Raw genomic sequence first — 21,766 nt, 5'->3', positions numbered from 1 at the left:
ATTCACGTCAGCGGGTAGACAATCCACCATCACCCAGATGGTTGCTGCAGTGCAAAAGAAAAAGCCCGCGAGACTGCGGACCTCAGCAATTTGATTGCGAATTTCGTTCTTGCTGCGATCTAAATGCCACGCCGAGGCGGCACTTCACGCAGCAATCACCGAAACGCGAACCGCGGGGCACGTCAATCGCCGCGAACGTGAGAGCGAGGCGCGCCGCAACCAGCAAGACCCGCACCACGCGCTCGACGGCATCATTCTTCATCACATGGCGAATCGCTCCGCGCGAATGAAGTGTGAGCACCGATCGGCGATCAGTAAACAAACAAATGGCAGCCATGCACCGGTCGCCGTGCGCGGCAAGATGATTGCCTCACACCGAGGCGCCAACTAGCCTGATCGGCAAGCAACAACGAATTCCGCTTGGGAGAAAACACACATGGCGCGGCTCAAATTTGGCGCTTTCCTCGCTCCGCATCATCCGATCGGCGAGCATCCGATGCTGCAATTCCGCCGCGACCTCAATCTGGTTTCTCAGCTCGACGAGCTCGGCTATGACGAGTTCTGGTGCGGCGAGCATCATTCCAGCGGCTGGGAAATGATTGCCTCGCCCGAGATGTTTCTCGCCGCAGCCGGCGAGCGCACCAAGCGCATCAGACTCGGCACCGGCGTCATCTCGCTGCCCTATCATCATCCCTACAACGTCGCGCAGCGGATGGTGCAGCTCGATCACATGACCGGCGGCCGCGCCATCTTCGGCTCGGGCCCGGGCGCGCTCGCCTCCGATGCCCACACGCTCGGCATCGATCCGATGACGCAGCGCGATCGTCAGGACGAGGCGATCGCGATCATCCGTCGCCTGTTCAACGGCGAGCGCGTCACCGCCAAGAGCGACTGGTTCACGATGAATGACGCAGCGCTGCAGATCCTCCCCTTGCAGGAGGAGATGCCGTTCGTCGTGGCATCGCAGATCTCGCCGTCCGGCATGACGCTCGCGGGCAAATACGGCATCGGCATCATCTCGCTCGGCTCGATGTCGACGCAGGGCCTGATGGCGCTGCCGCAGCAATGGGAGTTCGCCGAAGATGCTGCGAAGAAGCACGGCACGAGCGTGAGCCGCGCGAACTGGCGCGTGCTGTTGTCCTGGCACATCGCCGAGACGCGCGAGCAGGCGCGCCGCGAGGCGGGCCCCGGGCTGATGCGCTGGCACAACGAGTATACCGTGGGCACCCTGATGCGGCCGGGCCTGAAGCCGTTCTCTTCGCCCGATGAAGCCGTCGACAAGACCGCCTTCGTCGACGGCGCGGCGTCGACGATCGGCACGCCCGACGATCTCGTCAAGACGATCAAGAATTTGATGCAGGTGTCGGGCGGCGTCGGTCACATCATCGGCTTCGTGCACGACTGGGCCAATCCGGAGAACACGCGCCGCAGCTGGGACATGGTCGCGCGCTACGTCGTGCCGGAGATCAACGGCTACATCGACGGGCTGCGCCGCTCGCAGAAATTCGTCATCGAGAACCGCGCCATCTTCGAGCGCGCCGGCCAGGCCGTGATGGCCAAGATCATGGACAACGACAAGGCCGCCGCGGCGCTGTCGCAGACGGGACCCGGCCGCGTCGCGATTCCCGCGGTGAATGCGCCGGACCTGCAGCAGGCCGCGGCGAAGCAGCGGGGGTGAATCAACGACGGTGCGTAGGGCGGATTAGCGCAGCGTAGTCCGCCGACCCTCACGAGAGACTTCATCAGGTCGTCGTCGGTATCACGATCGAGCATCGTATATGCCAGGTGGGCAGGTCACTACGCCGTACCCTGACGGCGGATTACGCTGCGCTAATCCGCCCTACCCATGGCCCTCACCTCACCGCCGCGACCAGCCTCTCGCAGTCGGCGATGGTCGCGATCTGCTTCAGTGTCTCGCGGAGCGCCGGCAGGTCGACGGGCTTCTGGAATTGCGGATAGACGACGAGCCCGAGCACGGTCGCGAGCCGGACGTGCTCCTCGCGCGTGGCGTCCTCGGCGCCGCTGATGAAGATCACCGGCGTGCGCGATTTCAGCTCGTTGAGCAGCAGCAGGATATCGGCGCCGCAGCGATCGCCGAGCGACAGATCCAGGGTGATGCAGTCGAAGGTCCGCTGGCGCAGCACCTCCGCCGCAGCCCCGACCGAGGTCACGCAGGTCGCCTCGTAGCCGCACTGCGCGGCGATCTTGCGCAGGATCGACAGATGCACCTCGGCATCCTCGATCACCAGCAACTGATTGCTCATGCCCTTGCCCTCGTTGTCTGCTGACCAGACGTCAGGTCTGGCCGTTGCTAGATGAGGCCGATGGCCGGGTGGTAAACATTTGGCTCCGTGGATTTACGGGTCAAGAGCACGCGGGGGCCGACCTCGGGCGGGGTGGACCGTCCAACGTCGCTTCGGCCAAGTCGACGTATCCCACCAGCAACACCGCGAACTTTTTGGCTCAGCCGATCGCGATGCAATTGCCGCGTTCGATGCAACCGGCGATGGTGCCGCAACCATGTCGAATCGACGTCGCGCGCTAGGGCAGAGCATGACGAAATCTGGAGTAGCGGCGATTGCGTTCGCGTTCGCGAGCATCGCGCTGGCGGGAGCGGCGAAGGCGGCCGACCTGCCGGTGAAGGCACCGCCGGTTGTCGCCGCGCCGTCGTGGACCGGCGTCTATGCCGGCGTGTCGGTCGGCGCCCGCTGGGCGGACAATGATTGGCGGACCAGCGACATCTCCCCGAACTTCGGTGCCGGCGTGTTCGTGCCGACGGCCGGCACCGGCGGGGCGATGGACAGCGTCGCCGCCAGGATCGGCGGCTATCTCGGCGTCAACTGGCAGTTCGCTCCGTCATGGGTGGCTGGCGTCGAGGGCGACTTCGGCTGGGCCGACAACCCCAAGCGGGCGAGTGCGCTGCCGGGCACGGCCGGGCTGTTCTTCGGCATCCCGCTGGTCGGCCTTCCGTCCGGCTCAGTGAAGGAAACATGGGACGGCAGCGTGCGCGCCCGTCTGGGTTATCTGATCGCGCCATCTACGCTGGTCTATGGCAGCGGCGGCGTGGCATGGCAGCGCCTCGAGCTGAACGCCAGTTGCACCATCGTTCCCGGCAACCCGTTCTGCTTCGGCAGTCCGCACGATGAGACCTACGCCTCGACCCGGGTCGGATGGACCGTCGGCGGCGGCATCGAGCACATGATCGGCGGCCGCTGGCTGGTGCGGGCCGACTACCGCTACGCCGATTTCGGCACCTGGACTCAGCCCTTCTTCGTCGCCGGCGGCGTCGGGGTCGGGTTCGACGACCGCTTCACCGCGCACGTGACGACGCGAACTCATACGGCGACGATCGGCCTCGCCTACAAGTTCTGAGGCGCGGCTGGTCCTGACGCGCACTGTCATGCGCTCGCCGATGAGAGTGAGCACCGTCAAACCATAGGGCCGGCGAGGCTTGGCTCCAAACTGCCCGGGCGCTACTTTGAGCGGCATGCCTGCTGCCAAACCTCAATGCTTTCCACGGCCGCCCGCCCCCGTGTCTGCTGATGAAATCATCTTCATCAAGGACACGATCAAGCGATTCTATGGCGACGACGCGATCGTGCGCAACTTCGGCCCAGACCCGGCTCGCCTACAGCTGCACGTCGAAACCAGCCGCGACATTGGAGCGGCGAGATATGACTGCCTCGGCGTCTTGATGACCCGAATCGACCGCGATCAGATCGCCCTTGAGGTGACGCGGCGGGGCACACGGATATACGGCCACGCGAAACTCGCCTACCGTCATGGCGTCGCACTTTGAAAATCGGCGCCTTGGGACGAACCGACGCGTGCGCGACGCGGCTACGCGCGCAGCCGAGGACGCATCGGCGCTCGGGTGTCACGAGGATTTTCTTAACCCCGGCCTGCCATGTTCGCCGCCAATCGCGCACGGTCCGCGGGGGACCGCTCGCGCGTAGGATGCGCCAGGCAGCCCGCCGTCTCGACCCGGCAGGTTTTTCCGCGAGAAAGGTCGCAAATGTCGCTCTCCTCAGCCAAGAACTACGCGCTGCGCGCCGAACGTTCGCAGGACCCCAAGGAGGCCGCCGACCTCCTGGCAAAGGCGATCCTGGAGCTGGCGGCCTCGATCGAGGCAACCGACGCCAAGGTGAAGAAGATCAACAAATCGGGCGGCTGATGGACTTGGCTCCAGGTCGGAACGCGTGGCGGCTTCTGCCTGCGGCGAGGCTTGCCCGCCTCGAAAGATGATCCGCTGACCCTGCGCGGATTGACCGCCGAAATCGCGGCATCACCGGCGAGCGACAGCAGGACGTATTGGCGACCGTCGGGGCCGACGGGCAAATCGCTTCCAGCAAAGCGCCTTTGAGAAGGCGAAACCGCACCGCGCCGGCCTGTCGATCACAGGCTCATCACCATGAAGCGGTGCGCGCCGAAAAACTCATTTCACGAAACACCTCAATCACATCATCCCTGTCCAGTCCTGCGCGCAAAAATATTCTGCTTTCGTTTTTCCGAATCAAGCATACCTTAACGCAGTCCCGTCTCGATTAAGAGGGGCGCTTCGCGGTCGTCACGAACGTTGAGGCGGGATGCGGTGGGCGTGTCGATGTCGCAGCGTGGTTATCCCGCGCGGACGAACGGCGGCGATGCGCACGGTCAAGTCGCGTGGTCCTGGCACCCCGATGCTGGTGTTACGCTTGCAGCGGCGCTCACGCGTCGCGCAGGCAACGGTGGCCAAAAAGCCCGGCGCACCGGGGAGAACGCGAAGCAGCCGTGAAAACCATCGCGCGGGGAATGCCGGGATGCCTCGGCTGAACCTGTGGTACCTGCCGCCTGCATTTTTTTCTGCAGGCGGGCCATGGGTGCGGCCAGCGCCCGGCATTCCCCGTGCCCTCTGCTTGGGGGGGCAGCAAGTCCAGCAGGACTCGGACGCATGAAGCGCGTCGCGAGATCGCCAACGCGTGCGATGCAGCACAACTACACCGAGACGAAATAACGCAGCGTATTGCATGATGGCTGCAACCGCCCTTCAATGTGTGCCGGCGCGTCGCCGCGCCCCGCCGCCTCGAAAACGGAGCCTCCTTGATGTCGATGCAAAGTGTGGCCACGCCATCGTTCCGCCTGACCTCGCCGCGGCGCAACTCACTGACCCATATCCCCGGCGACGAAGGCTGGCCGATCATCGGCAAGACATTCGAGACCCTCGCCGACCCCAAGGGTCACGTCGAGCGCAACGCCAGGAAGTATGGCCCCGTCTACCGCACCCACATGTTCGGCGAGGTCAACGTCGTGCTGCTCGGCCCCGAGGCCAACGAGCTGGTGCTGTTCGACCAGGCCAAGCTGTTCTCCTCGGCGCATGGCTGGGGCCACATCCTCAACCTGCTGTTTCCGCGCGGCCTGATGCTGCTCGATTTCGACGAGCACCGCATGCACCGCAAGGCGCTGTCCGTCGCCTTCAAGGCCGGGCCGATGAAGTCCTATCTCGCCGGCCTCGACCGCGGCATCGCCGCGCGCATCGCGCAGTGGAAAGCAAATCCGGGCGAGATGCTGTTCTATCCGGCGATCAAGCAGCTCACGCTCGACCTCGCCGCGACGTCCTTCCTCGGCACCGAGATCGGGCCGGAGGTCGACGCCATCAACCGCGCCTTCGTCGACATGGTCGCGGCCTCGGTGGCGCCGATCCGCAGGCCGCTGCCAGGCACGCAGATGGCGCGCGGGGTCAAGGGCCGGCAGCGCATCGTCGCCTATTTCTCCGAGCAGATCCCGTTGCGACGTGCGAAAGGCGATGGCGACGATCTGTTCTCGCATCTGTGCCGCGCCACCGATGACCACGGCGCGTTGCTGTCGACGCAGGACATCGTCGACCACATGAGCTTCCTGATGATGGCGGCGCACGACACGCTGACCTCGTCGCTGACCTCCTTCGTCGCCCAGCTCGCCGCGCATCCACAGTGGCAGCAGAAGCTGCGCGACGAGGTGACGAGCCTCGGCCTCGCCAAGGACGAACCGATGAACTCGGAGCATCTGGAGAAGATGAAGCTGACCGAGATGGCGTTCCAGGAGACCCTGCGGCTGATGCCGCCGGTGCCGTCGCTGCCGCGCCGGCCGATCCGGGATTTCACCTTCAAGGGCTACGCGATTCCCGCCGGCACCGGCGTCGGCATCAATCCGATGTACACCCATCACATGCCGGAGATCTGGCCCGAGCCGGAGCGGTTCAACCCGATGCGCTTCACCGACGAGGCCCAGCGCGGCCGCCACCGCTTCGCCTGGGTGCCGTTCGGCGGCGGCGCGCACATGTGCCTCGGCCTGCACTTCGCCTACATGCAGGTGAAGTGCTTCGCGCGGCACTTCCTCGCCAACCTTGAGGTCTCTTTCGCCCCCGGCTATCAGCCGAACTGGCAGGTCTGGCCGATCCCGAAACCGCGCGACGGGCTGAAGGTGATGCTGAAGGCGGTGTGACCCGCGCGCATTGATACAGCGAGGGCGCCAAGTATCTTGGTTTGTTGCGGACTCTTTCCCCCTCGTCTTCCTCCTCGTCATGGCCGGGCTTGACCCGGCCATCCATCCTGCTGCAACGCGCGGATGAGAGACGTGGATGTCCGGGCATGACGAAATGTATACTTCGCCGTCCCCTACTCCACCGCATCCCCCAGCAGCTTGCGCATCGCCTGATAGCCCTGCTGCTGCTGGCTCCAGTTGCGGCCGCCGGTGATGGCGCCGTCGATGACGAGATCATGGCCGTTGATGAAGCTCGATTCGTCGCTGGCGAGAAACACTGCAGCGTAGGCGATGTCGTCGGGCAGGCCGGCACGCGGAATCGGCTGCGCCGTGGCATAGGCGTTGCGGATCGTCTCCGGCGTCTTCTCGGCCGCCTCGGTCGACAGGCCCAGCGCCTTGCCGAAGATGCCGGTGGCGATCAGTCCGGGCGAGATCGAGTTGACGCGCACGCCGGACTCGCCGAGCTCCATCGCCACGCATTTCGTCAGATGGATCACCGCCGCCTTCGCCGTGCTGTAGACCACCGAGGTGGAGAAGCCGGCGAGCCGGCCGGCGATCGAGCCGTTGTTGATGATGCTGCCGGAGCCTTGCCGCTTCATGTGGGGCGCGGCGTATTTCATGCCGAGCATGACGCTGCGCACCAGCACCGCCATGGCCTGGTCGAACCGATCGGCGTCGAGGCCTTCGATGCCGCCGGTCTGCGCCGGACCGCCCGCATTGTTGAACACGCAATCGAGCCGGCCAAAGCGCTCGACCGCGCCATCGATCAATGCCCGCATCTGCCCGTCGACCGTGACGTCGGTCTGCCGGAACACGCAGCTCGCGCCGAGCCTGCTCGCCAGCGCCTCGCCCTCGGCGCTGCGCCGGCCCGCGACGACGACCTTCGCCCCCTCGGCTACGAAGATTTCCGCCGTGCGCAGGCCGATGCCGCTGGTCGCGCCCGTGATCACGGCGACCTTGCCCTCCAACCGTCCCATTCCCTGCTCCTTCCTTTGCTGCTGCGTGCTCGTTCTGGGCGGCGGAATAACAAGCGCCTGAGTTCCGCCGCGGAACCATCATCCTGCGCGCCAGGTTGCAACACACGCAAGACGGCCTCCATCAACCGGACAAATTACCGCCACGTCGGCCTTAATTTGGTTGCGCAGTTGAGGCTCATGGATGTCCATGACGCGACTCATCGACGACATCAAGCGGATCTGGCGCGGCGAGCAGCAGCCTTCCCTGACATGGAGCTGCATGTTTGCAGCGATGTGCCTGCTCGCAGCCACGGCGATCCGCTACGGCATGGCGCATCTGCGGCCCGACGTGTTCTTCACGCCCTACCTGCCGGCCGTCTTCTTCGCCACCGCGATGGGCGGATCGGGCGTCGGCCTGGCGACGGCGATCGCAGGCGCGGCGCTCGGCCTGACGCTCGATTTTGGCGGCGGTCCGGCCGATGGCGCCCGGCTCGCGCTGATGGCGATGTATATGGTCGTGGCGCTGCTGGTGATCTGGGGCGTCGATCACTACCGGCGCCTGGCCGCCAAGCAGCGCGAGATCGCCCGGCGGCTCACCCAGGAGGAGCAGTATCGCAAGCTCCTGGTCGACGAGCTGCACCACCGGCTCAAGAACAAGACCTCCACCATTCACGCCGTGCTGCATCAGGTGCTGTACGACCAGCCGCAGGTGTGGAGCCGCATCGACCAGCGCATCCGCGCGCTCGCGACCGCGGACGACCTGATCGCGCGCGCCGACGGACAGGGCTGCGACCTGAAGGATCTGCTGGTCTCGGAGCTCGGGCCATATGGCCATGTCCGCTTCGAGCTCCACGGCCCGCCGCTGTTCCTGCCTGCCAAGCTCGCCGTCAGCCTCGCTTTGATCTTTCACGAGCTTGCGACCAATGCCGGCAAGTACGGCGCCTTTGCCTCGCCGCGCGGCTTCCTTCAGGTGTCATGGACGATGCAGGAGGACCGCCTCCATCTGACCTGGGACGAGGCCGCGGGTCCGCCGATCGGTCCGATCGGCAAGCCCGGTTTCGGAAGCAAATTGCTGAAGTCCGTGCTGTCGTCGTTCGATGGCAGGACCGAGACCAGATTTCTCGAATCCGGCCTTCACTGCACCTTGCAGTGTCGCGTGCCACCAAGCTGAACCGGCTGCCGGACGGCCATTCCTGCCTACCACTTTCGCCGCATGCGCGCGGCCGCGTCGCTGCTCCGATTCAGGAACGGTTAATGACGCCGCGGCACAAAGCTCCGTCATTCCCGAGACTTGGCTCGCGCGTTCCGGGTTTCTACGTAGCGCTTAACTAAAATGAAGCGGGAACTTTGCACAATCGGCGCATGTACAGCAGCGACCGATTCAACTTTTCCCCCGGGCCGAACGAGGGGCTGGGCTCGACCGAGGCCGAGCTGCGCTTCCTGCGCAGCGTCCTCAGCCAGCTGCCGTCGGGCGTCACGGTCCAGGACGAGCACGGTCGCTTTCTGCTGGTCAACGATACGGCCGCCGTCCAGCTCGGCGCCGCCGCCAACAGCATCGACGGCCTCTCGGCGCCGCATCTCCATAACCGGCGCACGGCCTGCCGCGAGATCCTCGGCCGGGGTCGAACGGTGATCGGCGAGGAAAAAGTGGCAGGCGAGCGCGGCGCGCAGACCCTGCTGACCGCGCATCGGCCGGTTCGCATCGGCGACCAGGCCGTCCTCATCTCCAGCTCGGCCGATATCAGCGAGCAGAAGGAGTTCGAGGACCAGCTGTTTCGCGCCGCCTATTACGACGAGTTGACCGGCCTGCCGATGCGCCGCGTGGTCGAGCATCGCGCCGACCTGCTGGTCCGGCGCGGCCGCGTCGACGGACGCTTCGCACTCGCCTTTCTCGACCTCGACAATTTCAAGTACATCAACGACTATTACGGCCACGCCACCGGCGATGCGCTGCTGGTCGAGCTCGCCAAGCGCATCAGCCGCGACCTGCGCGAGTCGGACCTGCTGTCGCGCATCAGCGGCGACGAGTTCCTGCTGCTGCTGCATCCGATCGAGCGCGCCGAGGAGGTCGCCGAATTCCTGCACGCGATGCTGGAACGCCTGAACGCGCCCTTCTTCATCGACGGCGCCGAGGTGTTCGCCTCCGCGTCCGTCGGAGTCAGCCTGTTTCCCGAGCACGGCGCAAGCTACGACGTGCTGCGCCAGAACGCGGATCTGGCGATGTACCGCGTCAAGAACAGCGGCAAGGGCACGCTGGCCTTCTTCTCCAGCGCGATGGAGCACGAGGCGCTGGCGCGCATGAAGGTCGAGCAGTCGCTGCGGCTCGCGATCCTGGAGAAGCGCTTCTGCTGCGCGTTCCAGGCCAAGGTCGACATCCGCACCGAGGAGATCAAGGGCATCGAGGCGCTGGTGCGGCTGCGCGACAATGAAGGCGTGATCCAGGCACCCGGATCGTTCATCAACCTCGCGGTCGAGCTCGGTCTCATCGACGAGCTCGCCCATCTCGTGCTCGACGAGATCGTCAAGTCGATCGACCTGATCAACGACGCGTTTGGGCCGGAGGCGACGATCAGCATCAACGTCGCGGCCAAGCAGGCGTCGAACCCGGACTTCATGCAGCCCTTCGCGCGGGCGATCGAGGCGACGGGCTTCCCCAAGCGGTTCATGATCGAGGTCACCGAGGACGCGTTCGTGACCCGCAGCCATTTCCAGGACGAGATCGTGCCGCTGCTGCGCGGGATCGGCGTCGGCATCTCGATCGATGATTTCGGCATCGGCTATTCGTCGCTGTCGGCACTCGCCGACATCACGGCGGACGAGATCAAGATCGACCGCTCCTTCATCACCGACATTCATAAGCGACCGCGCAGCCAGGGCATCCTGCGTGCTATCGAATCCCTGAGCGAGGCGCTGGGCATGACGGTGATCGCGGAGGGCATCGAGTCGTTCGAGGAGCTCGCCTATCTGCAGGCCGCGACCAAGATCCGCTATGCGCAGGGCTACTACTTCTCGCGTCCGATCTTCCTGGAGGAGCTGAAGCCGGCGGCCCCGCTTGCAAGCGAAGCGCGCATCAGTCTCGCCAGTCGCCCTGTGCAGGAAAATCGCCAGGTCTATGCGCGCAGCAGCCGCTATCGGCGCTGAGCTTTTGGAGGACGACACCCTTCGACCCAAGGTATGAGCCGTCACGGGCTGCCGCCGAAAGCGCCTTGACCCAGGCCGAGCCTGCACACTATCAGTTGCAGGCAACAGCCGCCAGTAGCTGGGAGGAAGGCTCGTGAAGACGTCACATATTCTCAAAGGTATTGTTTCATCATTGACCGCCGCCCTGCTGGCGACCGCCGCCCAGGCCGATGATCTGAAAATCGCTCTCATCTACGGCAAGACCGGCCCGCTCGAGGCCTATGCCAAGCAGACCGAAGCCGGTCTCCGCCTCGGCTTCGAATATGCCACCAAGGGCACCAACATGATCGACGGTCGCAAGATCGTCATCATCACCAAGGACGACCAGGGCAAGCCCGACCTGTCGAAGGCCGCGCTCTCCGAAGCCTATCAGGACGATGGCGCCGACATCGCGATCGGCACGACCTCCTCGGCCGCAGCGCTGGCCGATCTGCCGGTCGCCGAGGAGAACAAGAAGATCCTCATCGTCGAGCCGGCGGTCGCCGACCAGATCACGGGCGAGAAGTGGAACCGCTACATCTTCCGCACCGGCCGCAACTCCTCACAGGACGCGATCTCCAACGCGGTCGCGATCGGCAAGCCCGGCGTCACGGTCGCCACCCTTGCGCAGGACTATGCCTTCGGCCGCGACGGCGTCGCTGCCTTCAAGGAGGCGCTGGCCAAGACCGGCGCGACGCTGGGCGCCGAGGAATATGTGCCGACCAGCACCACCGACTTCACCGCCGTCGGCCAGCGCCTGTTCGACGCGCTGAAGGACAAGCCCGGCAAGAAGATCATCTGGGTGATCTGGGCCGGCGCCGGCGATCCACTGACGAAGCTGCAGGACATGGATCCGAAGCGCTACGGCATAGAGCTGTCGACCGGCGGCAACATCCTGCCGGCGCTTGCCGCCTACAAGCGTCTGCCCGGCATGGAAGGCGCCACCTACTACTATTATGACATTCCCAAGAACCCGGTGAACGACTGGCTGGTGGCCGAGCACCAGAAGCGCTTCAACGCGCCGCCGGACTTCTTCACCGCCGGCGGCTTCTCGGCCGCGATGGCCGTCGTCACCGCCGTAACCAAGGCCAAGTCGACCGACACCGAGAAGCTGATCGCGGCGATGGAGGGCATGGAGTTCGACACGCCGAAGGGCAAGATGATCTTCCGGAAAGAGGATCACCAGGCGCTGCAAAGCATGTATCACTTCCGCGTCAAGGTCGATCCGAACCTTGCCTGGGCCGTCAACGAGCCGGTGCGCGAGATCAAGATCGACGAGATGGCGGTGCCGATCCGCAACAAGCGGTGAGATAATGGATCGCGTGCCCGGCCCTCGCGCCGGGCACATTCTTACTGGCAGTGACAAGCTGGCGACATGGCCCTTACCCTCGAAACCCGCGACCTCACCATCCGTTTCGGCGGTCATGTCGCGGTCAACAGCGTCAGTTGCAGCTTCAGGCCCGGTGAGCTGACCGCCATCGTCGGCCCCAACGGCGCCGGCAAGACCACCTATTTCAATCTGATCTCCGGCCAGCTGACGGCCTCCTCGGGCTCCATCCTGTTCGACGGCCGCGACATCACCGGTCTCTCGGCGCCGCTGCGCACCCGCGCCGGCTTGGGACGCGCGTTCCAGCTCACCAACCTGTTTCCCAATCTCAGCGTCGAGGAGAACGTGCGGCTCGCTGTGCAGGCGCAGAGCGGCGTGCACTATGACCTGCTCCGCCCCTGGATGGCGCGGCGCGACCTGATTGCGCGCGCGGACGCGATCCTCGACCAGGTCGCGCTTGGCGGCCGCCGCAGCGTCACCGCGACGACGCTGTCGCATGGCGACCAGCGCAAGCTCGAAGTCGCGCTGATGATGGCGCTGGAGCCGAAGGTCTTCATGTTCGACGAGCCCACCGCCGGCATGAGCATCGACGAGGTGCCGGTCGTGCTCGACCTCATCGGCAGGCTCAAGCAGGACACGAGCAAGATCATCCTGCTGGTCGAGCACAAGATGGACGTCGTGCGCTCGCTCGCCGACCGCATCATCGTGCTGCACAACGGACAGCTGGTCGCCGACGGTCCGCCCGCGGAGGTCATCGCCTCGCCAATCGTGCAGGAAGCCTACCTTGGCGTGGCGCCGCGGAGTGCGGCATGAGCACGCTACTGAAGCTTGCGGGCGTCGAGACCTATATCGGACGCTATCACATCCTGCAGCGCGTCGACTTCGAGGTGCCCGAGGGCCAGACCACGATGCTGCTCGGCCGCAACGGCGCCGGCAAGACCACGACCTTGCGCACCATCATGGGCCTCTGGCAGGCCAGGAACGGCACCATCTCACTCGCCGGCGAGCCGATCGAGAGGCTGGCAACGCCCGACATCGCGCAGCGCGGCGTCGGCTACGTGCCCGAGAGCATGGCCGTGTTCTCCGACCTCACGGTGAAGGAGAACCTGATCCTGGCGGCGCGCAACGGCCCGCTCGACGATGCCCAGCTCGCCTGGATCTTCGGCTTCTTTCCCGCCTTGAAGAAGTTCTGGCTGTCGCGCGCCGGCAGCCTGTCCGGCGGCCAGAAGCAGATGCTGTCGATCGCCCGCGCCATCGTCGAGCCGCGCAAGCTGCTCCTCATCGACGAGCCCACCAAGGGCCTGGCGCCGGCGATCGTGGTGTCGCTGATCGAATGCCTCAAGGAGATCAAGCGCCGTGGCGCAACCATTCTCCTCGTTGAACAGAATTTCCACGCCGCGCGCGAGCTCGGCGACCAGGTGCTTGTGATGGACAATGGCACCATCGTCCATCGCGGCGAGATGGCCGCGCTCGCGGCCGACGTGCCGTTGCAGGAGCGCCTGCTCGGCCTCAGCCTGGAGGCGCATCAATGAGCGAGATCGCTGCGACCGAGGCACTGCCGAAACCGAAGCGCGACATCGCGCCGCTGCTGCTGCCGGTCGTGCTGGCGCTCCTGATGATCCCGCTGGTCGGGTCAGCGAGCTCCTGGGTGACCCTGACGGTCGCGAGCCTCGCGATGGGCATGATGATCTTCATCATGGCCTCGGGCCTGACGCTCGTCTTCGGCCTGATGGACGTGCTCAATTTCGGCCACGGTGCCTTCATCGCCGTCGGCGCCTACGTTGCGACGCTGGTGCTGCTGCCACTGGCGGGCTGGGCCCAGTCCGACTCGCTGCTGACCAACCTTGCCGTCCTCGTTCCGGCGGCGCTGCTGTCGATGGGCGTGACCGGCGCACTCGGCCTCGTGGTCGAGCGCGTGCTGGTGCTGCCGGTCTACGGCCAGCACCTCAAGCAGATCCTGATGACCACCGGCGGACTCATCGTCGCCGAGCAGACGCTGTATGCGCTGTTCGGTCCGCAGATCATTCCCATGCCGCTGCCCGCGGCGTTGCGCGGGTCTTTCATCATCGGCGACGTCGCGATCTCGAAATACCGGCTGCTGGCCATGCTCGTCGGCTTCGCGATCTTCGTCGCCATCGAGCTGGTGCTGAACCGGACCAAGATCGGCCTGTTAATCCGCGCCGGTGTCGAAAACCGCGAGATGGTCGAGGCGCTCGGCTATCGCATCCGCCGGCTGTTCCTCGGCGTGTTCATGACCGGCTCGGCGCTGGCCGGCCTCGGCGGCGTGATGTGGGGGCTGTATCGCGAGCAGGTGCATGCCTCGATCGGCGACGAGCTCACCGTGCTGGTGTTCATCGTCGTGATCATCGGCGGGCTCGGCTCGATCACCGGCTGCTTCATCGGCGCGGTCCTGGTTGCGATGGTCGCCAACTATGGCGGCTTCCTGGTGCCCAAGCTCGCCCTCGTCTCCAACATCCTGCTGATGGTCGCCGTGCTGATGTGGCGGCCGCGCGGTCTCTATGCGGTGACCAGCCGATGATGATCCTGTCCGGCGATCCGCCCCGCAGCCGCGCGCTGTCCATCCTGCTCACCGTCATCATCCTGGCGCTGCTGGCGACGCCCTTCATCTTCCCCGGCGCCAAGGCGCTCAACGTCGCCGCCAAGATCTGCATCTTTGCCGCGCTGGTCGCCTCCTACGATCTGCTGCTCGGCTATACCGGCTCGGTGTCGTTCGCGCATACGATGTTCTACGGCATTGGCTCCTACGCGGTCGCGATCGCGCTCTATGGCCTCGGTCCCAACTGGTCATCGGTGGCAATTGCCGCCGCCGCCGGGTTGCCGCTCGCGCTGCTGCTGGCGCTCGCGATCGGCCTGTTCTCGCTGCGGGTCGAGGCGATCTTCTTTGCCATGATCACGCTCGCGGTCGCCTCGGCCTTCCTGGTGCTGGCATCGCAATTGTCGTGGCTGACGGGCGGCGAGGACGGCCGCAGCTTCCAGCTGCCCGAGCTGTTGCGCCCGGGCACGGTGTTCATCGGCAAGGACTGGTTCGGCTTCCCGATCAACGGTCGCATCCTGACCTATTACCTGGTGCTGTCGGCCTGCGCGCTGATGATCCTGGCCCTGCTGCGCGTCGTCAACTCGCCGTTCGGCCGCGTGCTGCAGGCGATCCGCGAGAACCGCTTCCGCGCCGAGGCGCTCGGCTATCGCACGGTCTTTCATCTCACCTATGCCAACTGCATCGCAGCCATGATCGCGGCCTGCGCGGGGATGCTGAACGCACTCTGGCTGCGCTATGCCGGCCCCGACACGTCGCTCAGCTTCTCGATCATGCTCGACATCCTGCTGATGGTCGTGATCGGCGGCATGGGCACGATCTACGGCGCCATCATTGGGGCTGCCATCTTCATCCTGGCGCAGAATTATCTGCAGGCCCTGATGGGGATCGTTTCGACCGCGGCGGCGGACGCCGGACTGCCGCTGCTGCCCGGCCTGCTGCACCCCGACCGCTGGCTGCTGTGGCTCGGCCTCCTGTTCATCGCCAGCGTCTATTTCTTTCCGACCGGCGTCGTCGGCCGCCTTCGCAACAAGCCGGGCGCGGCGCGCTGAGCTGCAAGTACCCCCGAAATTCTGCGCGGCGGCGCCGGAGCAGCCTCGGCCGCACGGTATCCACATGCGGAAATTATCGTTTGCCGCGAAGTTTCGACGCGCGCTTAAGCGACGGCTAACCGCATTTCCTAACCGGACCGGCACCAGTGCCTTGTTATCAAGCGAGCTTGCAACAAGTCATTTCCTCCCGGGTCGATCAAGGCATGCAAGGCGCAGCAGACACGTCAGGGACCGGCGGTAGCGAGCCGGAATGGATTGGCACGTCCCTCTGGCGCGGTCCGGTGCCATGGCTGATCGCGTGCGGAGCGCTTCTGATCGCAGCCATCGTCATCGGGACGATCGTCATGGCCAGCGGTTTTCGGGCGCGTGCGATCGCCAACAACGAGCGCGAACTCGAAAACACCGTACTGCTGTTGAGCCGGCATTTCGCGCAGCAATTCGAAGACGCCGAGACCGCGGTTTCGCATGCGATCCGCCGCATGCAGCTCGAGTCGATCGGTTCGCCGGAGGCGTTCCGGTCCGAGATGGCAAGACCCGAGATCAGCGAGATGCTGCGCTCTCAGGTCAGCGGCCTGTCCTATATGGGAGACCTCACGATCGTCGACGTCGACGGCAATTTCGTGAACTGGTCGTCCAGCGACCCACTGCCGCCCATCAACGTCGCGGACCGCTCCTACTTCAAGGACCTGCAATCGGCATCGCGGCCGGACAGCTTCGTGATCCTGCCGGTCATGAGCCGCGTCACCGGCGGCTGGGCGACCATCGTCGCGCATCGCCTGAACGGCGCCAACGGGGAATTCCTCGGCTTGCTGACCCGCCGCGTGGATCCGCACACCTACGAGACGTTCCTGGAATCGATGGCTCTCGGGAAGGGCTCGTCGATCATGCTGGTCCATTCCGACGGCGCCGTGCTGGCGCGCTACCCGCACGCCGAATCCCTGATGGGCGCCAGGATAGGGAACGACGAGTTGCTGAAGGGGGGCGCCGAGAGTGGCCTGCGCACGACCCTGCTCACGAGCTCCGTCGACAACCTGGAGAAGATCGCGTCGGCTTCCAGGATCGGGCGCTTTCCGCTCGTCATCTCGGCCAATAGGCCGGTCGACGATGCGCTCGCGGACTGGCGATCGCAGATGGTGCTGATCGTGGGTGCGGCGGTGCTTGCGATCGCCGTCATCGCCGTGACGTTCACCCTGATGATCCGGCAGATCGTGCGACAGGGGCGTGCGGCAACGCGTCAACTGGAGACCGAGAAGCAAAGGGTCGAGACTGCGCTGGACAACATGACGCAGGGGCTGATCTCGTTCGACGCGAACGCATGCGTCGTGATGTTCAATCAGCGCTTCATCGACCTGCTCGGCCTGTCCACGGACGTGATCAGGCCCGGCGCCCACCTCAGCGAGGTCATCGCGCACTGCAAGGCGCGCGGATCCTTCAACGGCGACGTGACCGACTTCTGCGCCGACATCATCGACAGAGCCGCGGCAGGCGGCACGTCGCAGATGATCGCGGAGGGCGGAGCCGGCCGCTTCTTCAACATCATCGACAAGCCGCTGGCCTCGGGCGGATGGGTCACGACGATCGAGGACATCAGCGAGCATCGCAGGCTCGAGCAGGAGCGCGACCGCAACTACGCATTCCTGCGCGAGATCATCGACCACATCCCGTCGCACATCATGGTCAAGGACGTCCGCGACCGGCGCTATGTACTGGTCAACCAGTCGACCGAGCAGCGCTTCGGCGTGCCGCGCGAGGACATCGTCGGCAAGACGGCGTTCGACCTGCTGCCGCGACCGGTCGCGGAAAAGGTGACCGCGGACGACGACCGGGCTCTGGAGCAGTCGGACGGGCTGTTTCTCGCCGAACATCCCTGGCAGAGTCCGGGGCTGGGATTGCGTTACATCACGTCACGGCGCATCGCCATCGCGGATGATGCGCAGCGGCCGCGCTATCTGATCAACGTGATCGAGGACACCACGGAGCGGCGGCTGGCCGACGAGAAGATCGCCCATCTCGCGCATTTCGACGCGTTGACCGAGCTGCCGAACCGCGTGCTGTTCCAGGAGCGCATCGACGAGGAGCTGGAACGCGCGCGCCACGGCACCTTCTTCGCGCTGCTCTATATCGATGTCGACGAGTTCAAGGGCATCAACGATTCGCTCGGCCATCATGTCGGCGACGAGCTGTTGAAGACGATCGCGCGGCGCATCGAGAGCTGTCTCGCGCCGGAGGATATGGTGGCCCGGCTCGGCGGCGACGAATTCGCGGTGCTGCTGACCACCGTTGCGGACCGGGACGAGGTCATCGTGGCCGTGAAGGAGATCCTCGACGCGATCCGCAAGCCCTATAAATGCCTGGGCCACCAATTGTCGACCGATGCCAGCATCGGCATCGCGCTGGCGCCCCATGACGGCGTCGAGCGCGACCAGCTGACCAAGAATGCCGACCTCGCAATGTATGCCGCCAAGGCCGGCGGCCGCCGCACTTTCCGTTTCTTCGAGCCCGCGATGGATGAAACCGCGCGCGCGCGGCTGCAGTTGCAGCAGGACCTGCGCCGGGCGATCACCGAAGGCCAGTTCGAGCTGCATTACCAGCCGCTGCTCGGCTTCAGCGAGAACGTCATGACCGGCTGCGAGGCGCTGTTGCGCTGGCGTCATCCGGAGCGAGGGATGGTGCCGCCGCTCGACTTCATTCCGCTCGCCGAGGACACCGGGCTCATCAACGAGATCGGCGACTGGGTGTTGCGCACCGCCTGCGCCGAGGCCGCGCATTGGCCCGCCGGCATCCGCATCGCCCTGAACGTCTCGCCGGTGCAGCTCAAATCGCCGACCCTGGCGCTGCGGATCGCAGGCGCGCTGTCGGCGGCCGGCCTTGCGCCCGAACGGCTCGAGGTCGAGATCACCGAGGCGGTGCTGATCAGCGACGACGACGTCGCGCTCGGCATCCTGCACCAGTTGCACGACATGGGCGTGCGTATCGCACTCGACGATTTCGGCACCGGCTATTCGTCGCTGAGTTATCTGAAGCGGTTTCCGTTCGACAAGATCAAGATCGACCGCTGCTTCGTCAGCGACATCGGCGCCGGCAGCTCGTCGGCGATCGTCCAGGCGGTGGTGAGCATCGCCACCGCCAGCAACATGACGACCACGGCCGAGGGCGTCGAGACCGGGGCGCAGCAGACGGCGCTGCGCCAGCTCGGCTGCACGGAGATGCAGGGCTACCTGTTCAGCGCCCCGAAGCCGGCGGCCGAGCTGCGCAAGCTGTTCGGTCCGGAAGCGGCGGCAGGGAGCTTGCAGGCCGCCGGCTGAGCCCGCTTTGCGGCGCCGTCAACGCCTGGCCGCCCCGGCCGAGCCTGCGGCGCGAGGCCACGCAGATTTCGACGACCGGCCCGCTACCGGCCTTGGCGCCGCGTTCCTATATCCGGAGCGGCAACAACGGAGTTGGCAGGTCGTCATGCAGCCGGTTTCCATGCTTCTGAACATCCTCTGGATCCTGTGCGGCGGCGCCTACATGGCGTTCGGCTGGCTGGTCGCCGCGGTCGTCATGGCGATCACGATCGTCGGGCTGCCCTGGTCCCGCGCCGCATTCAACATCGCCGCCTATACGCTGCTGCCGTTCGGCTCGCGCGCCGTCCGCCGCGACCAGCTCACCGGCATGGAAGACGTCGGAACCGGCGTTCTCGGGCTGCTCGGCAACATCATCTGGTTCGTGCTGGCCGGCTGGTGGCTGGCGCTCGGCCACCTCCTGACCGCAATCGTGCTCGCGGTAAGCATCGTCGGCCTGCCCTTCGCCTGGGCCCATCTGAAGCTCGCCGGGCTGGCGTTGTGGCCGATCGGCAAGACCATCGTGCCGGCGTAAGGCGGGTCGGCGGGAGCGGTCCGGCCGCGCACCCCGCCGAACTGCCGCCTCGCGGCGCGAGCGGCCCGTCCGCCTGGTCCGGGGAGCATCCAAGGCCGTTGCCGTCGCCCAGGCAATCGGCTAAACGATTTGCCGTACGCACCCGTAGCTCAGCTGGATAGAGCGTTGCCCTCCGAAGGCAAAGGTCACACGTTCGAATCGTGTCGGGTGCGCCAGTCCTGGCTTGGTCCCGTGACGCGGTTGGACAGCCTGCTGGCTTTTGCCTCGCCTGCGCATCGGTCCGCAGCGCATTCTCTCCCGGCCCTGCTCAATATCCCCGGCGAGCATTCTGATCGTCGCGTGCCATTATCGCAGCAGCCCTAGCTAGCTGGTCCAATCGGGTTGCTGGTATGAGGACGACCTCGCCGAAGCGGTGCGTTCCTATTTTCCGGTTACGCACAACGTTGCCGATGGCGCGGGTGGCGCTCCGCTTGCCGGGCTTTTGCAAGAGCGCGCCCGCTTGGCCGGAAAGAAGGTCGGGGTGATTTTGTCGGGCGGCAATATCGATGCGTCGGGATCGTGTCCCATTGCGTGGTGTAGCTAGCGGTGGGGCAGCGCGTTCGCCGGGGAGAGCTGGGCAGGTCAGCTGGCGATCGCCGGAAGGCTGACGGTGGGATCATCGCTCAACGGCGCGATTGTTTCCAGTGTCATGTAGCGGGCGCGCTGGACGGCCCATTCATCGTTTTGCTCAAGCAGGATCGCGCTGATGAGGCGGACGATGGCGTCTTCATTGGGGAAGATGCCGACAACCTCGGTCCGGCGCTTCATCTCGCCGTTGAGGCGCTCGATCGGATTGGTCGAGTGCAGCTTGGTCCGGTGCTGCGGTGGGAACGTCATATAGGCCAGCACATCGGTCTCGACCTCGTCGAGGAAGCCAGCAAGCTTAGGCAGTTTGGGGCGGAGTTGATCGGCGACCTTCCGCCACTGCGCTTGTGCAGCCTCGGCATCGTCCTGGGCAAAGGCGGTGGCGATGAAGGCGGAGACCACGCGCCGGCCGCTCTTGCCGGCATGCGCCAGCGCGTTGCGCATGAAGTGCACGCAGCACCGCTGCCAGCTGGCGTTGAGCACCTTGGCGACGGTGGCCTTGATACCTTCATGGGCGTCGGACACGACCAGCTTGACACCGCGCAGGCCGCGGCGGGCGAGCTTGCGCAGGAAAGCGGTCCAGAACGTCTCGGCTTCAAAGGGACCGATGTCCATCCCGAGCACCTCGCGTCGGCCATCGCTATTGACGCCGACCGCAACAATCACCGCGACCGACACGATGCGCCCGTTCTGACGCACCTTCACGTAGGTGGCGTCGATCCACAGATACGGCCAGTCGCCTTCGATCCGACGGGCGAGGAACGCCTTCACCTTGTCGTCGATCTCCGCGCAGAGCCGGCTCACTTGGCTCTTCGAAATACCGGTCATGCCCATGGCCTGCACCAGATCGTCCACCGAACGGGTCGAGACGCCCTGCACATAGGCTTCCTGAACCACGGCGGTGAGCGCCTTCTCGGCCATCCGGCGCGGCTCCAGGAAGCCGGGGAAGTAGGAGCCCTTGCGCAGCTTGGGGATGCGAAGCTCGACCGTGCCGGCACGAGTCTCCCAGGTCCGGTCGCGATAGCCGTTGCGCTGGGCCAGGCGCTCGGGGGTCTTATCCACGAGCGTGCGCAGGTTCATCATTTCGTCGGTCATCGGTGGTTCCTCGGTTGCGTTGGCGTGTCGCAACCCGATCCTACCGGAGAACTGCCGGTGACCACCGCAAAGCCGCCCGCCCGCTACGGCGCTATCGGAGGCGCGCGTCCGAGCGGCTTTGCTCTACCGAGCTACACCACCACCGGGGACACGACCACGCGCCCCAGCCCATCGCTCAATCGCCGGGTGGTCAAATATGGCATAATGGTCAATCAAACTGCACTTTAGTGAGGCTTACATCTGCGGATTGTTCGCGGCGCCTAACGCCGGTCTCGGCCAGGGCGCCGGCGTCCTGCGAGACGCTCAGCACCCTGCCGTAGACAAGGCCGTAATGGGTGAAGTTGAAGGTGTCGATCTTTATCTCGGCCGCCTCGCCGAAATTGACGAAGCCGAAGTCCCAATGAGATCATGGCTGCGGAATAGCCGTGCGTCTCATGGAGCGTGTACCTGTCGGCGAGGAGGACGGCTTGGCGCTGGCTGGCTCATGATCGCTCCGTGGAATTACTGGCTGGCCCCGCAGAGAGCTCCACTTCAACGTCCCATTAAGCATGAAGCGCTTAGGTCGTTGGGCTGAAAGAAGTGCGCGCGCCTCGGACAACACCGTTGGCTCGCGGAGTGACATGAGTCGAAGCGGCATATGGCGAAG

18 protein-coding genes and 1 tRNA gene are annotated in these 21,766 nt (G+C 65.4%); 16 read left to right on the top strand and 3 right to left on the bottom strand.

Annotated features, from left to right (window positions below; all coding sequences use genetic code 11):
* Positions 1-109 precede the first annotated feature (109 nt).
* Together ACQR13_RS03625 and ACQR13_RS03620 are read left to right on the top strand one after the other, a co-directional pair.
* Positions 110-391: a hypothetical protein gene (locus ACQR13_RS03625; protein ID WP_315751889.1), complete on the top strand. Its 282-nt coding sequence runs from the start codon at positions 110-112 to the stop codon at positions 389-391.
* A 45-nt stretch (positions 392-436) separates the two neighbouring features.
* Positions 437-1,678 (top strand): LLM class flavin-dependent oxidoreductase, encoded by a 1,242-nt coding sequence (locus ACQR13_RS03620; RefSeq protein WP_434862582.1) that lies wholly within the window; start codon positions 437-439, stop codon positions 1,676-1,678.
* 175 nt (positions 1,679-1,853) lie between these two features.
* Here ACQR13_RS03620 and ACQR13_RS03615 read toward each other — a convergent pair whose 3' ends face one another.
* Entirely contained in the window at positions 1,854-2,264 is a 411-nt protein-coding gene (locus ACQR13_RS03615) for a response regulator (RefSeq protein ID WP_315825568.1), read from the bottom strand.
* A 289-nt stretch (positions 2,265-2,553) separates the two neighbouring features.
* On the opposite strand from ACQR13_RS03615, the gene ACQR13_RS03610 reads away from it, so the two are divergent.
* The 4 genes from ACQR13_RS03610 to ACQR13_RS03595 all read left to right on the top strand — a co-directional run bounded on the left by ACQR13_RS03610 (position 2,554) and on the right by ACQR13_RS03595 (position 6,459).
* Positions 2,554-3,372, top strand: coding sequence for an outer membrane protein (locus ACQR13_RS03610; protein WP_434842547.1), 819 nt, complete (start codon positions 2,554-2,556; stop codon positions 3,370-3,372).
* Between the two features lie 115 nt (positions 3,373-3,487).
* Positions 3,488-3,799 (top strand): hypothetical protein, encoded by a 312-nt coding sequence (locus ACQR13_RS03605; protein ID WP_315715122.1) that lies wholly within the window; start codon positions 3,488-3,490, stop codon positions 3,797-3,799.
* Positions 3,800-4,015: 216 nt separating this feature from the next.
* A complete protein-coding gene (locus tag ACQR13_RS03600) occupies positions 4,016-4,174 on the top strand; it encodes a hypothetical protein (protein ID WP_213737209.1) in 159 nt (52 codons plus the stop codon).
* Positions 4,175-5,082: 908 nt separating this feature from the next.
* Positions 5,083-6,459, top strand: coding sequence for a cytochrome P450 (locus ACQR13_RS03595; protein WP_315751885.1), 1,377 nt, complete (start codon positions 5,083-5,085; stop codon positions 6,457-6,459).
* Positions 6,460-6,632: 173 nt separating this feature from the next.
* On the opposite strand, the gene ACQR13_RS03590 is transcribed toward ACQR13_RS03595, so the two are convergent.
* Positions 6,633-7,475 carry an SDR family NAD(P)-dependent oxidoreductase gene (locus ACQR13_RS03590; RefSeq protein ID WP_315715120.1) on the bottom strand — a complete coding sequence of 281 codons (843 nt, stop codon included), beginning with the start codon at positions 7,473-7,475 and terminating at the stop codon, positions 6,633-6,635.
* A gap of 181 nt (positions 7,476-7,656) precedes the next feature.
* Between ACQR13_RS03590 and ACQR13_RS03585 the strand changes: the two genes are divergently transcribed.
* The 10 genes from ACQR13_RS03585 (at position 7,657) to ACQR13_RS03540 (ending at position 19,616) form a co-directional block, all read left to right on the top strand.
* Positions 7,657-8,625: a sensor histidine kinase gene (locus tag ACQR13_RS03585; protein ID WP_315715119.1), complete on the top strand. Its 969-nt coding sequence runs from the start codon at positions 7,657-7,659 to the stop codon at positions 8,623-8,625.
* Positions 8,626-8,816: 191 nt separating this feature from the next.
* On the top strand, positions 8,817-10,595 hold the full coding sequence (locus ACQR13_RS03580) for a putative bifunctional diguanylate cyclase/phosphodiesterase (protein ID WP_315751884.1): 1,779 nt from the start codon (positions 8,817-8,819) through the stop codon (positions 10,593-10,595).
* 133 nt (positions 10,596-10,728) lie between these two features.
* Positions 10,729-11,922 (top strand): substrate-binding domain-containing protein, encoded by a 1,194-nt coding sequence (locus ACQR13_RS03575; RefSeq protein WP_315715117.1) that lies wholly within the window; start codon positions 10,729-10,731, stop codon positions 11,920-11,922.
* Between the two features lie 66 nt (positions 11,923-11,988).
* Entirely contained in the window at positions 11,989-12,753 is a 765-nt protein-coding gene (locus ACQR13_RS03570) for an ABC transporter ATP-binding protein (RefSeq protein WP_315751883.1), read from the top strand.
* The gene (locus ACQR13_RS03565; RefSeq protein ID WP_315715115.1) at positions 12,750-13,472 is read left to right on the top strand and encodes an ABC transporter ATP-binding protein; all 723 of its coding nucleotides are present in this window, start codon (positions 12,750-12,752) and stop codon (positions 13,470-13,472) included. Before ACQR13_RS03570 ends, ACQR13_RS03565 begins: the two co-directional genes overlap by 4 nt.
* Complete coding sequence (locus ACQR13_RS03560; protein ID WP_315715114.1) at positions 13,469-14,479, top strand: branched-chain amino acid ABC transporter permease; 1,011 nt, start codon at positions 13,469-13,471, stop codon at positions 14,477-14,479. Before ACQR13_RS03565 ends, ACQR13_RS03560 begins: the two co-directional genes overlap by 4 nt.
* Complete coding sequence (locus ACQR13_RS03555) at positions 14,476-15,546, top strand: branched-chain amino acid ABC transporter permease (protein ID WP_434841457.1); 1,071 nt, start codon at positions 14,476-14,478, stop codon at positions 15,544-15,546. Before ACQR13_RS03560 ends, ACQR13_RS03555 begins: the two co-directional genes overlap by 4 nt.
* A 203-nt stretch (positions 15,547-15,749) precedes the next feature.
* Positions 15,750-18,851, top strand: a complete 3,102-nt coding sequence (locus ACQR13_RS03550; protein WP_434862581.1) for a bifunctional diguanylate cyclase/phosphodiesterase — start codon at positions 15,750-15,752, stop codon at positions 18,849-18,851.
* Between the two features lie 145 nt (positions 18,852-18,996).
* Positions 18,997-19,401: a YccF domain-containing protein gene (locus tag ACQR13_RS03545; protein ID WP_315715111.1), complete on the top strand. Its 405-nt coding sequence runs from the start codon at positions 18,997-18,999 to the stop codon at positions 19,399-19,401.
* A 138-nt stretch (positions 19,402-19,539) separates the two neighbouring features.
* Positions 19,540-19,616, top strand: a tRNA-Arg gene (locus ACQR13_RS03540).
* A 406-nt stretch (positions 19,617-20,022) separates the two neighbouring features.
* Here the strand turns inward: ACQR13_RS03540 and ACQR13_RS03535 are convergent.
* On the bottom strand, positions 20,023-21,120 hold the full coding sequence (locus ACQR13_RS03535; RefSeq protein WP_316170073.1) for an IS256 family transposase: 1,098 nt from the start codon (positions 21,118-21,120) through the stop codon (positions 20,023-20,025).
* Positions 21,121-21,766 lie beyond the last annotated feature (646 nt).

It is taken from the genome of Bradyrhizobium sp. HKCCYLRH3059 (assembly GCF_051168035.1).
Lineage (GTDB): Bacteria > Pseudomonadota > Alphaproteobacteria > Rhizobiales > Xanthobacteraceae > Bradyrhizobium.
This window is presented reverse-complemented; position numbering and strand designations above follow the sequence as displayed.